The sequence below is a fragment of the Klebsiella sp. K47 genome (assembly GCF_051858335.1).
GTDB lineage: Bacteria > Pseudomonadota > Gammaproteobacteria > Enterobacterales > Enterobacteriaceae > Klebsiella > Klebsiella pneumoniae.
Map to the genome: position 1 here is coordinate 1 of NZ_JBPYUI010000554.1, position 213 is coordinate 213.

Annotated in this window: 1 protein-coding gene; it reads left to right on the forward strand. The window is 70.0% G+C overall.

Features of this window, described 5'->3' with window-relative positions:
* A partial coding sequence (locus RRF55_RS29185; protein ID WP_439419478.1) for a hypothetical protein occupies positions 1 to 213 on the forward strand: 213 nt, incomplete at both ends.

The window sequence follows — 213 nt, forward strand, 5'->3', positions numbered from 1 at the left end:
GAGATCAGCGTCTGCAGCCAGCCCGGCCAGGGCAGCAACTTCCGCTTCACGGCCAAGGTCCGGCCTGCCACGGATGCGCCGCTGGACGGCCACGACAACCTGGGCAGCACCGGCGTTCTCATCGTCGATGACAACGCCAGCGCGCGCGAGGCCCTGGCCGCCATGGTGCGCAAACTGGGCATGCGCTGCGATACGGCGGCGGACGGCATGCAG